General features: G+C 46.9%; 7 protein-coding genes. All 7 read right to left on the reverse strand.

The features are described 5' to 3' along the window. Nucleotides 1–259: 259 nt before the first annotated feature. Complete coding sequence (locus DW917_RS08885; RefSeq protein WP_118117923.1) at nt 260–1,603, reverse strand: glutamate synthase subunit beta; 1,344 nt, start codon at nt 1,601–1,603, stop codon at nt 260–262. 268 nt (nt 1,604–1,871) lie between these two features. Continuing rightward, entirely contained in the window at nt 1,872–6,395 is a 4,524-nt protein-coding gene (gene gltB, locus DW917_RS08890; RefSeq protein WP_118117925.1) for a glutamate synthase large subunit, read from the reverse strand. A 37-nt stretch (nt 6,396–6,432) separates the two neighbouring features. Beyond that, nucleotides 6,433–8,247, reverse strand: coding sequence for an asparagine synthase B (gene asnB, locus DW917_RS08895; RefSeq protein WP_118117927.1), 1,815 nt, complete (start codon nt 8,245–8,247; stop codon nt 6,433–6,435). A gap of 575 nt (nt 8,248–8,822) precedes the next feature. After that, nucleotides 8,823–9,554, reverse strand: coding sequence for a hypothetical protein (locus tag DW917_RS08900; protein ID WP_199545525.1), 732 nt, complete (start codon nt 9,552–9,554; stop codon nt 8,823–8,825). 48 nt (nt 9,555–9,602) lie between these two features. After that, nucleotides 9,603–10,859 (reverse strand): ammonium transporter, encoded by a 1,257-nt coding sequence (locus DW917_RS08905; protein ID WP_118117929.1) that lies wholly within the window; start codon nt 10,857–10,859, stop codon nt 9,603–9,605. Nucleotides 10,860–10,985: 126 nt separating this feature from the next. After that, nucleotides 10,986–11,342: a P-II family nitrogen regulator gene (locus tag DW917_RS08910; protein ID WP_118066115.1), complete on the reverse strand. Its 357-nt coding sequence runs from the start codon at nt 11,340–11,342 to the stop codon at nt 10,986–10,988. Between the two features lie 273 nt (nt 11,343–11,615). Then, nucleotides 11,616–12,908 carry a serine dehydratase subunit alpha family protein gene (locus DW917_RS08915; protein ID WP_118117931.1) on the reverse strand — a complete coding sequence of 431 codons (1,293 nt, stop codon included), beginning with the start codon at nt 12,906–12,908 and terminating at the stop codon, nt 11,616–11,618. Nucleotides 12,909–13,041 lie beyond the last annotated feature (133 nt).

Here is a 13,041-nt window from a genome sequence, read left to right on the forward strand (position 1 = left end):
AAGTTTTCAACTGTTTAAATTAATAGTATGTCTTCATAAAGTAAGCCCTCAGCTGTGATAGTTGGGGGCTTTCATTGTTTATGACCTGAACGGAATAATCACTTTTAGAACAGTGGTCATTTGGTCATGGTTATTTCTGGTCAATATCATTGAAGGTATTACTAAGTAATGGCTATAAAAAGGGAGGCAAACCTCATCTCAAGGTCTGGCCTCCCACCACTTACTTATAGTTAAAAATAACCGATAATATATCCGGGAATTATCGAGTCAGGAACTTATCTACCTGAGCTGCAATCTTTCTTCCGCTTGCCATAGCTCTTACTACCAGAGAAGCTCCGTTTGCTGCATCACCTGCCACGAAGACATTCTCTGCAAACTCAGGCTGCTGTGGCTTCAGGAAGCCCATGGCCAAGAATACAGCCTCTGCCTTGATGATTTCTGGCTCTCCAGCTTCTACCATCAATGGGCGACCGCCCTCTGGGTTTGGCTTCCAATCGATAGGCTGAACCTTCACACCCGTCAACTTTCCATTCTTGCCGAGGAACTCCAATGAGTTGATGTTCCAGCGACGTGTACAGCCTTCCTCATGGCTGGATGTAGTCTTCAGTGTGCGAGGCCAGTTTGGCCAAGGATTCTTAGGATCCTCAGGACCCTCTACTGGCTTAGGCATGATCTCAATCTGAGTTACACTCTTGCAACCCTGACGATGAGCCGTACCGATACAGTCGGAACCTGTATCACCACCACCGATGACCAAGACATCCTTGCCCTTGCAGTTGACCAGTTCATCCTTAGAGAACTCCATGCCAGCAAGGACTCGGTTCTGCTGAGAGAGGAGTTCGAGGGCGAAATATACACCCTTCAATTCTCGTCCAGGAATCTTCAGGTCGCGGGCTGTAGGAGTACCCGTAGATACCACGTAGGCATCAAAGCCCTCTGGCAACTTGGTGACATCTATCTGCTGATTGTATTTGAACTCGATGCCTTCCTCTTCGAGAAGACGGAGGCGGCGGTCGATGATACTCTTGTTGAGCTTGAAGTTTGGAATACCATAGCGCAACAAGCCACCGGCATTCTCACGTGCCTCAAAGACTGTTACCTTATATCCCTTGTGGTTCAGCTGATTGGCAGCTACCAATCCTGCAGGACCGGCACCGATGACTGCCACGGTCTTGCCATTACGCTCTGGAATCTCAACATGCACATAATCCTCAGAGAAAGCGTGCTCCACAATGGCGCACTCATCCTCACGGTTGGTGGTTGGCTCATGGTCCATGAGATTCAAGATACATGCCTTCTCACAGAGTGCAGGACAGATGCGTCCTGTGAACTCTGGGAAGTCGTTGGTGGAATTGAGGAGTCGGTAAGCCAACTCCCAGTCGCCCTTGTAGAGGGCATCGTTCCACTCCGGTGCCTTGTTGCCCAATGGACAAGCCCAGTGGCAGAAAGGCACACCACAATCCATGCAACGGGAAGCCTGCTGACGGCGGTCGTTGCTATTCAATGTCTGTTCTACCTCGCTGAAATCGAGGATTCTATCGTGAATTGGTCTATAACCTGCTTCCTTGCGAGGTATAGTCAAAAATGCTTTTGGATTTCCCATCGTTTTAAAAGTAAAAGGGTAAAAAGGTAAAAAGGTAAAAAGAACATTCTTGCTTACTGCTTGTTGCTATTTACTTAAACCTTATGTTACCTCTATTGTTAATTTAAAAGTAAAAGGGTAAAAAGGTAAAAAGGTAAAAAGAACATTCTTGCTTACTGCTTGTTGCTATTTACTTAAACCTTATGTTACCTCTATTATTAATTTAAAAGTAAAAGGAAAGGGGCTAAGGCTCTTTTTACCTTTTTACCCTTTTACCTTTTTACCTTTATTAATAGTCTCGCTGCATATCCGCAATCTTCTGCTGCAACTTCTTTACCTGCTCTTCCTGGAGAACACGCTTGTATTCGATTGGCACTACCTGGATGAAATCCTCTACGTAGTGATTCCAGTCATCAAGCATGGTACGGGCGAGTTTACTGCCGGTATAGAGATAATGCTGACGGATGAGCTCGTGCAACTCCTTGCGATAGGTGCTATCCTCCACGAGGTTGATTTCCACCATATCCATATTACAGAAGTAATCGAAGTTGTGGTTCTTATCCCATACATAGGCTACACCACCACTCATACCTGCTGCAAAGTTGCGACCTGTCTCACCAAGTACTACGACTCTACCACCTGTCATATATTCACAGCAGTGGTCGCCGGCACCCTCGATGACAGCTACGGCACCTGAGTTACGTACTCCGAAGCGCTCACCCACCTTACCGTTGATATACAACTCACCACTTGTGGCACCATAGAGACCGGTGTTACCTGCGATGATGTTATCCTCGGCAGAGAAATTACTGCGGATAGGAGGAAGGATGGAAATACGACCTCCTGAAAGTCCCTTTGCAAAATAGTCATTGGTCTCGCCTTCCAACTTGAAATCGACACCCTTTACCAAGAATGCTCCGAAGCTCTGACCTGCAGAACCCTTGAACTTCACATTCACTGTCTTATCAGGAAGACCTGCCTCACCATATTTCTCAGCAATCATACCACTGAGCATCACACCGGCAGCACGGTCGGTATTCTTGATGGCGAAGTCGAGGTTCACCTCCTCCTGATTTTCGATGGCACGCTGGGCACCACGAATCAGTTGCTGGTCGAGCACATTGTCGAGATCATGAATCTGCTCGGTAGTATGATAGAGTGAGCAATGTCCAGTCTCACGATGCAAGAGACGTGTGAAGTCGAGCAAGTCAGCCTTCTCCTTGATGCTCTTAGCCACCTCTGGCTCTACGGCATCAGGACCTGTGGCAGGAACTATCTCCTCATCAGACTTGCGAACGATGAGTTCTGTATGACCGATGATATCATTCAAAGAGGTGTAACCCATCTCTGCCAAGTACTCACGAACCTCCTCGGCGAGGAAGCGGAAGTAGTTGATGAGATATTTGTAACTGCCACGGAAGTGAGCACGGAGCTTAGGATCCTGTGTGGCAACACCCATAGGACAGGTATTCAGGTTACACTTACGCATCATGACACAACCCAAGACGATGAGGGCTGCAGTACCGAAACTGAATTCCTCTGCACCGAGCAAAGCCATGAGGATGATGTCACGACCGCTCTTCAACTGACCATCCACCTGCAGGCGAACCTGTCCACGAAGACCGTTCTTCACCAAAGTCTGCTGAGTCTCAGAAAGTCCGATTTCAGGAGAGATACCTGCGAAACGCATACTGGATGCAGGGCTGGCACCTGTACCACCCTCAGCACCAGAGATGACGATGAGGTCGGCCTTTGCCTTAGCCACACCGGCAGCGATAGTACCCACACCGCTCTCAGCCACCAATTTGACAGAGATAGCAGCCTTAGGGTTCACATTCTTGAGGTCGAAGATGAGCTGAGCCAAATCCTCGATACTATAGATATCGTGATGAGGTGGAGGAGAAATCAAGCTGATGCCAGGGATAGAGTGACGGGTCTTGGCAATGACCTCGTTGACCTTGAAGCCAGGCAACTGACCACCCTCACCCGGTTTAGCACCCTGTGCCACCTTGATTTGGATTTCCTCTGCATTTACCAAATATTCTGTTGTCACACCGAATCGACCAGAAGCCACCTGCTTGGTCTTGCTGGAGAGGCTGATACCATCCTGTGTAGAGTGGAATCGCTCGTTATCCTCACCACCTTCACCGGTATTGCTTCGAGCACCGAGGGCGTTCATGGCGAGTGCCATTGCCTCGTGGGCCTCCTTGGAGAGGGCACCGAAACTCATCGCACCAGTAACGAAGTGCTTGACGATTTCCTCTACTGGCTCTACCTTGTCGATAGAGATAGGATTCTTGCGGAAACTGAAGAAGTCGCGGATGAAGATAGGCTCCTGCTTATCGTCAACGAGATGTGTATATTTCTTGAAGAGATCGTAATCGCCCTTGCGTGTTGCGAGCTGCAAAGTAGCGATAGTCTCTGGGTTCCAAGCGTGCTTGATACCGTCCTTGCGGTAGTGGAACTGTCCCATGCTTGGCAGGAAGTCGAGCTTCTTGGTCTCGAATGCCTTGTCGTGCAGGCGGATGGCATCACGGGCGATGGTCTCAAGTCCGATACCGCCGATGGTGCTCACCTCTGTTCCGAAGTAGCTCTTCAGGAGGCTCTCGCTCAAACCGATGCTCTCGAAGATCTTGGCACCACGGTAACTGCGGATGGTAGAGATACCCATCTTAGCCATAATCTTGAACAAGCCCTTCTTCACAGCCTTGATATAGTTCTGCTCGGCTGTATGGTAATCCTCCTGAATCTTTCCCTTCTTTACGAGGTCGTCGAGGATGGCGTATGTCAAGTATGGACAGAGGGCTGATGCACCATAACCCAACAAGAGGGCTGCGTGCATTACCTCACGAATCTCACCGCTCTCTACGATGAGGGCAGTCTGCACACGTTTGCCGGCATCAATCAGATAATGATGTACGGCGCTCACGGCGAGCAGAGATGGGATGGCAGCATGGGTTTCATCCACGCCACGGTCGCTCAAGATGATGTAGTTGTAGCCATCATCCACGCTCTGTGCAGCCTGCTTGCAGAGTTCATCCAGAGCCTCATGCAGTCCCTCTTCGCCCTTGGCGGTTTCGAAGAGCATGTGGAGTTTGACGGTATTGAATCCCTTGTAGCGGATATTCTGAAGGATATCGAGCTGGGTATTGGTCAGGATAGGATGTGGCAAGCGGACCATCTTGCAGTTGCTTTCGTCTGGGTTCAGGATGCCGGAACCTACTCTACCGATATACTCGGTAAGACTCATCACGAGGTTCTCACGGATGGAGTCGATGGCAGGGTTGGTAACCTGTGCAAACTGCTGACGGAAGTAGTTGAAGAAAATCTGTGGCTGGTCGGAAAGCACAGCAAGCGGAGTATCATTACCCATAGAAGCTGTAGGTTCCTGACCCTTGGTAGCCATTGGGATGATGGTACCGTCGATATCTTCCTCGCCAAAACCGAATTCCAATTCCTTGCGAGTGAGGTTTTCCACAGCGTTTTCCACCTTACGACCACTACGAAGTTTCTCCAGTTCAATACGGTTGGTGTTCAACCACTGGCGATATGGATGCTGGGCAGCCAGACGCTCCTTGATTTCACCATCGTAGTAGATCTTACCTTCCTGTGTATCGATGAGGAGAATCTTACCTGGCTGCAGGCGACCCTTCTCTGCAATCTCAGTAGGATCGAAATCCATGACACCTACCTCAGAAGCCACAACCATCATATCATTCTTGGTGATGGTATAGCGTGCTGGGCGCAAGCCATTTCTATCGAGCATACCACCAGCGTAGCGGCCATCGCTGAAGAGCAAGGCAGCAGGACCATCCCATGGTTCCATCAGGATAGAGTGATATTCATAGAAAGCCTTCAGATCCTCAGAGATAGGGTTCTTGTCGTTGAAGCTCTCAGGCACCATGACAGCCATGGCGTGAGGCAATGACAGACCGCTCATCACGAAGAACTCGAAAACATTATCGAGGCTTGCAGAGTCACTCATGTTAGGCTGAACAATAGGAGAAATCTCACGGATATCGCCCAGAGCCTCACTGCTCAACACACTCTCACGAGCCTTCATCCAGGCACGGTTGCCACGGATGGTGTTGATCTCACCATTATGGGCAAGGAGACGGAATGGCTGCGCCAGACTCCATGTAGGGAAGGTGTTGGTAGAGAAGCGGGAGTGAACCAATGCCAAACCGCTTGTGAAATAATTATTGGTCAAGTCAGGATAGTATTGGCGCAACTGGAGGCTGCTCAACATACCCTTATAGACGATGTTCGAATTAGACAACGAACAGATATAGAAATCAGGATCACTGACACGTTTCTCAATGCGTTTGCGGATGAGATAGAGAGTGCGCTCGAAAACAGGCACCTTGTCGTCAGTAACACCGGTGATGAAAATCTGCTTGATGGCAGGTTCATTGCTCAAAGCAGCCTCACCGAGACACTCAGGGTTGGTAGGAACATTGCGGAGGTGCATCAGCTGCAATCCCTCGCGCTCGATCTCCTCAATCATGATAGAGAGGATTTCCTGCTGTTTCTTCTCGTCTTTAGGCAAGAAGATAAGACCCGTACCATATTTACCTTTTTCTGGTACTGGGATACCCTGAAGAAGAATAAACTCATGTGGAATCTGGAGCATGATACCAGCGCCATCACCCGTCTTGTTGTCGGCTCCCTCAGCACCACGGTGGCGCATATTTTCGAGAACTTTCAAGGCGTTATCGACCAGCTCATGGCTCTTGTTTCCGTGGATGTTAACCACCATACCTACGCCACACGCATCGTGCTCATAGGCTGAACTGTACAATCCTTTTTCCATTTCTTGTTCGTTTTATATCGGTTATTTATATTTCTAATTATTTATACGCTTGCTCGTGAACTCCTGCAACAGCTCGTCCGCTTGGGTCGTTCTGGTTTTTGAAAGAAGCATCCCAGGCAAGGGCTTCGGCTGTAGAGCAGGCTACGCTTGGTACACTTGGCACACTCTTGGCAGCACTGTCGCTTGGGAAATGCTCAGCGAAGATAGAACGGTAATAGTACTCCTCCTTGTTCTGTGGAGGATTGATAGGGAATCGCTCGGCGGCATGTGCCATCTGCTCATCACTCACGGCAGAAGCGGTAATCTGCTTCAGCGTATCTATCCAGGAGTAACCTACTCCATCAGAGAACTGCTCTTTCTGTCGCCATGCTACTTCCTCTGGCAGCAAATCAGCAAAGGCTTCACGAACTACTTTCTTCTCTATGGTCTTGCCCGGACACATCTTCAAGGCTGGGTCCATGCCCATAGCCACATCCAGGAATTCCTTGTCGAGGAAAGGTACACGGCCCTCGATACCCCAGGCAGCCAGACTCTTGTTGGCTCTCAGACAGTCGTAGAGATAGAGTTTACCGAGTTTTCTGACCGTTTCCTCATGGAAAGCCTTGGCATTCGGTGCTTTGTGGAAATAGAGATATCCTCCGAATACCTCATCTGCTCCCTCACCGGAGAGTACCATCTTGATACCCATACTGCGGATGACTCTTGCCAACAGATACATCGGGGTAGATGCACGAACGGTTGTCACATCGTAGGTCTCGATAAAGTAGATGACATCACGGATGGCATCCAGACCTTCCTGTATGGTATAGTTGATTTCATGATGCACGGTACCGATGTGCTCTGCTACGAGGCGAGCCTTAGCAAGGTCTGGTGCACCTTTCAGGCCTACAGCAAAGGAGTGCAGGCGTGGCCAGTAAGCCTTGGTCTGTTCACCATTCTCAATACGATAAGTACTGTATTTCTGTGCGATGGCAGAGATGACAGATGAATCGAGACCGCCACTGAGGAGTACGCCATAAGGAACATCGCTCATCAACTGGCGCTTGACAGAAGCTTCGAGTGCATCATGAATTTCCTGCACCGCAGTTTTTCCGCCTGTAGCCTCAGCCTGTTTTCTATCCTCCATCTCAGCCTCAGCCATCTGTTCTTCGGCAGACTTGCTTTCATCAATATGATATTCCTTGAGCATGGTACTGTATTCAAACCAGTCGCGTGTATAATAACGCTTCATGCCCGGAGTCTTGCTATAATAATAATGTCCAGGGAGGAATGGTTCGTAGTGATCACACTGGCCTTCGAGAGCCTTGAGTTCAGAGGCAACAAGCACCTTACCGTCTGTATCAAATCCGATGTAGAGTGGAATCACACCGATAGGGTCGCGGGCGATGAGGAATTCATCTCTTTCTGCATCGTAGAGTGCGAAAGCAAAGATACCGTTGAGTTGTTCTATCATCTTGCAGATGCGAGCATGGATGGCATCCTCATCGGTGTAAATCAAGTTAGCGAAGTCGCTATCCTGTCTCATTTCACGATAGAGTGAAAGCACCACCTCACAGTCGGAACCAGTCTGATACTGGTATTTGCCTGCAAATCGGGCACGGATATTCTGATGATTGTAGATTTCGCCGTTCACTGCAAGCACCTGTTTCTTGTCAGGTGAGAACAAAGGTTGGCGTCCAGACTCCGGATCTACGATGCTGAGTCGTTCGTGTGCCAAGATGGCTGAGCCACCACAGTAAATGCCGCTCCAGTCTGGTCCACGATGACGAATCTTCTGACTCATACGGAGTGCCTGCTGCCTCAATTCAGGAGTTTGTTCCTGAATATTGAAGATAGATACGAATCCACACATAATATCTTTCCTTTCTTTTACGGTTATTTATAACACAATATCATAGCTTATTTCATGCTATCCATTTAGCTTAAAATATCATTTTGCTATATTTTGGGTGCAAAATTACTACTTTTTGATAGAATAAGAAAAGAAATGGTTTCATTTTGTATTAATTTTAATCTATATATTACAAACTATAATACTTTTTACTTAATATACTTTCAATCTGATATATTTTTATTGCTTTTACATTACAAATTGCAAGAAAGAAGAAAAAAGAAGAATGAAATGAACAATGAATAATTAGAAATGAGAAATGAGGAATGAGAAATGAATGGGAAGGCACAAAAAAAACCGACAGTCTGAAAAGACCATCGGCTTTAGATAATAAAAACTTAAACTCTTATTACAGAATCATCGAGATTATTTTAAATATTTCAGAAGTTAAAGGAGTTATCGCTCCCTACGGTCGCTGAGGAGTTAAGACAATAGTCTTTTTGGCGTAGTTATTAAGCTGCAAGACATACGTCTTAACTCCTTAACTTCCTTAACTCCTTTAACTTCCTAATATGCGAAAGTTCAGCAAACCTGCTTTATGGCTGCAAGGTGAAACCTACAACCAAATATGCCTTCTCGCTACTTGGGTTGGCTGCAATCTGTGCAAAGACAGGAACACTGAAGGTATCAGTAATCTTGATATCCTTGGTAGCCTTGACAGCAACATTGGTTACTGCGAAACCCTTCACACCTCCCTCATGACCACAATAGGAAGAGGTGGCATAAGGAACGGCACCGATGGTAGCAGTCCAGTCGCATCCACCCAATTTGAATGGAGCTGAAGCCTCTACATAAGATGAATATGCACGCTTGCCACTCTTGTTGAGACCATCTGCACCAGCGAAGTTGGTGTACCAGTTCAAGGCTACAGGACCAAAGTCATAACCTACATTCGCCTCAAAGACATGAGAAGTCTTGTGAGAATCATACTCGAAATAGCGACCGTCACCTGAATTGAACCAATAATCAGTAATACCAATGGTAAGACCTCCAGTGGAATAGGCAGCAGTCAAATCGAACTCCTTGGTGTCATCCCATTTGGAAAGACCTACACTACCCCAACCAGTCAAAGAGAAACCCTTATAACCGATACCAAGAGTAGGCTGGAGTGATACGTTGCCGAGATCCTGACCACGCCAGATATACTGACTAACAACATCTGCAGCAATGGTAGTTTCCACCTCATCCTGAGCAGAAGCAGCAGGAGCAAAAGCAATCAAACCGAGTGCCAATACACTCATCTTTTTCATATCTAAAATCTTTTTCATAATCTCACAATTTTAATGTTAATACAACTCTAAATTATCTGCGGGAGATTAGTTGTAGCAACTCTCTCCGTGCTCGTAGATATCGAGACCTTCTTCCTCAATACGCTTGTCAACACGCAGACCAGCAATCTTCTTGATACCCCAGAAGAGAATCACACCTGTGACTGCAGCCCAAAGATCAATACAGAGGATACCGAAGCACTGTGCGCCGAAGAAACCGAAACCACCGCCATAGAAAGCACCACCGTCGAGGGCGAAGAGACCAGTCATCAATGTACCGAAGATACCACACACACCGTGTACTGAACTTGCACCTACAGGGTCATCAATATGAAGTTTGGTATCGATAAACTCGATAGAGAATACCAGAATGATACCAGCCAAGAGACCGATGATGGCAGAACCCAATGGGCTAACCAAGTCGCAACCTGCTGTGATGGCTACCAAACCAGCCAAGATACCATTCAATGTCAATGAGAATGATGGCTTGCCATACTTAATCCAAGAAGTAAACATAGTACCAAGACCACCACAAACAGCAGCAAGGTTGGTTGTCAGGAATACGTGGCTGATGGCAACACGATTAACCTCACCAGAAGCAGCGAGCTGAGAACCTGGGTTGAAACCGAACCAACCAAACCAGAGGATGAACACACCGAGGGCAGCAGCCATCAGGTTGTGACCTGGAATAGCAGTACTCTTGCCGTTGCGATACTTACCGAGACGAGGGCCAAGACAGATGGCACCAACCAAGGCGAGCACACCACCTACGCTATGTACGATAGCAGAACCAGCGAAATCATGGAAGGCAGCACCGAAGGTATCCATCATGAAAGAACCTGCATCGGCGTTGCAAAGCCAGCCGCCACCCCATGTCCAGTGACCTTCTACTGGATAGATAATCAATGAAATAAAGAATGAATAGATGCAGTACATAGAGAACTTGGTACGTTCTGCCATAGCACCAGAAACGATAGTAGCACTTGTAGCGCAGAATACAGTTTCAAACATCAGGAAACCTTCAGTAGGAAGATCACCATGATAGAAAGAAAGGTCGCCAAAGTTTGGCATACCAATAAAACCAGCACCATCGCTACCAAACATAAATCCGAAACCGACGAACCAGAAGAGAACAGAACCGACCATGAAATCGACGAAGTTCTTGAACAAGATGTTCGCTGTGTTTTTACTGCGGGTAAAACCCGCCTCACAGAGGGCAAATCCCGGCTGCATGAAAAAGACCAACATGGCTGCTAAGAGCATCCACACGGTATCTAATGAAATACCTAAATCCTGTACACTCATAATCTTTTAACTTTAAAGTGTTGTTGTTATCCCAATCTTTCAATATATCAGCTATCTGATTTCAAATATCATTTATATGACTCAGATTGGTTGTTGTAAAATCTCTCTCCTCCTATTCAACAAAGTTTATTTCTCCTGCTCTGCATTATAGAGTGCGATGTCGCCTCTTTCACCTGTACGGATGCGAATGGTATCCTCTACAGGGATTACAAAGATACGACCATCACCAATCTCGCCTGTACGGGCAGCCTCCTGGATGGCATTAATAGTTTTTTCTACGTTCTTGTCGCGAACGACTACATTCAAAAGTACTCGCTCGATACTACTGGTATCATACATGACACCACGATAAATACGAGCCTGTCTCATCTTGCCTTCGCCTCTTACGTCATAGTAAGAAAACCACTCGATGTCGGCGGCAAGCAATGCTTCCTTTACATCCTCAAACTTTGTCTTACGGATGATAGCTTCAATCTTTTTCATGTTACTTTCTCCTATATGTTATTACACTTATTGTTGTTTACACTTTGTTATCTTTCGAGTGCAAAAGTACAACAATTTGTTAACATATAGAGTACTTTTAGTGGCATTTTGTTATTAAAAGTTTTATTAGCTTACAAAAAGACAAACCACAAAAAGAAAGAAGTGCCAAATTGTAAGCAAAAATAATAAATACGCTTACAATTTGATACTTCTTTTGTATATTTAGAAAAACAGAGGGATTTTAAGGCTATTTCATCCCCCTTTTCTGTAAGTTTAGCAGCTCTTATGCGTCATGATATCGAGCACCATGTCATCGGTAGCTCTCATCGCATCAGCACCAATGGATGTCAGATTGTGGATGCACTTATCCACATCATCATCTACGATACCCTCGGCAGAGGTTACGCACTTGCCCTCCATAGAGAGGAGAGCTGAGAGGAGCGCAGTACTCACTCCTGAGGAAATCTTCAAGGCACAACTTGGTTTAGCTCCGTCACAGATCATACCGGTGAGGTTGGCCACCATGTTTTTCACTGAATTGCAGATGCGGGTATAGTCGCCACCCATCAGATAGGTAATACCGCAACTGCTGCCCGTGCTGGCTACCACGCAACCGCAGAGGGCAGAGAGTTTGCCCAAGCTCTGCTTGATGTAGATGGCTGTAAGATGACTGAGCATCAGGGCACGGATCAGTTCTTCCTCAGTATTCTCATTCTCCATGGCATAAACCACCACTGGGTTGGTAGCACAGATACCCTGGTTACCACTACCACTATTGCTCATCACAGGAATCATGGCTCCACCCATACGGGCATCGCAGGCAGAAGCTGTGCGAGAGAGGATATGCGAGAAAATATTATCGCCGAAGATACCATGACTCAAAGGACGGTCCATCGTCTTGCCCAAACAATGACCATAGTTGCCCTTGATAGATTCCTCGGCAGCCTTCATATTATACTCCTTGGTCTTGAGGATGAAAGAGATTTCATCGAGCGGAGCCGTAGTGGCGAAATCATATACCAGGCGGAAGTTGAGTTGGATATCATCCTCCTCTTCATCACTACCACCATGACCGCCACGGTTATCCATCACCACCTCACCATTGCGCTCCACATACACAAAGTGGGTATGGCTACCGGAGATAATGGCCGTAGCCATATCGCTGCCAGCACGGCAGACTACCTCGATATAGAGTTTATCGACATTTCCCTGCTTGAGTTTGATGTCAATATCAGCATCATTGATGTATCGCTTACCCTGTTCGAGTGTGGCAGGAGTGAGATCTTTCAGCACCTCCAACTCATATTCCGGTTTGCCGATGAGGGCACCCAACGAAACTGCGATAGGCAGACCAATCATTCCCGTGCCTGGGATTCCCACGCCCATCGCATTCTTGAGCATATTGGGACTCAAGAACACTTCGATGCGATCCGGACGTCTGCCTAAAGTCGTTGCGGCCTTTGCCGTACACAATGCTACAGCCATCGGTTCTGTACAACCGATGGCAGGAACTACCTCCTTATTGACGAGCGAAATAATGCGCTCTCTGATTTTCTTCTCTTGCATTTTTATATATGAATCAAGAACTTTCTATTTTAATCAGGAATACTCCTATTATTTAGAGAACTTTCCTATTGCATCAGGAACTGTTCTATTGCATCAGGAACTGTTCTATTGCATCAGGAACTGTTCTATTATT

Origin of the sequence: Prevotella sp. AM42-24 (assembly GCF_003461825.1) — a bacterium.
GTDB classification, from domain to species: Bacteria; Bacteroidota; Bacteroidia; order Bacteroidales; family Bacteroidaceae; genus Prevotella; species Prevotella hominis.

Bases quoted from the DNA above. Each gene is read 5' to 3' on its own strand.
- DW917_RS08915 (WP_118117931.1), bottom strand. From the start codon at position 12,908: ATGCAAGAGAAGAAAATCAGAGAGCGCATTATTTCGCTCGTCAATAAG.
- gltB (WP_118117925.1), bottom strand. From the start codon at position 6,395: ATGGAAAAAGGATTGTACAGTTCAGCCTATGAGCACGATGCGTGTGGC.
- DW917_RS08910 (WP_118066115.1), bottom strand. From the start codon at position 11,342: ATGAAAAAGATTGAAGCTATCATCCGTAAGACAAAGTTTGAGGATGTA.
- DW917_RS08885 (WP_118117923.1), bottom strand. From the start codon at position 1,603: ATGGGAAATCCAAAAGCATTTTTGACTATACCTCGCAAGGAAGCAGGT.
- asnB (WP_118117927.1), bottom strand. From the start codon at position 8,247: ATGTGTGGATTCGTATCTATCTTCAATATTCAGGAACAAACTCCTGAA.
- DW917_RS08900 (WP_199545525.1), bottom strand. From the start codon at position 9,554: ATGAAAAAGATTTTAGATATGAAAAAGATGAGTGTATTGGCACTCGGT.
- DW917_RS08905 (WP_118117929.1), bottom strand. From the start codon at position 10,859: ATGAGTGTACAGGATTTAGGTATTTCATTAGATACCGTGTGGATGCTC.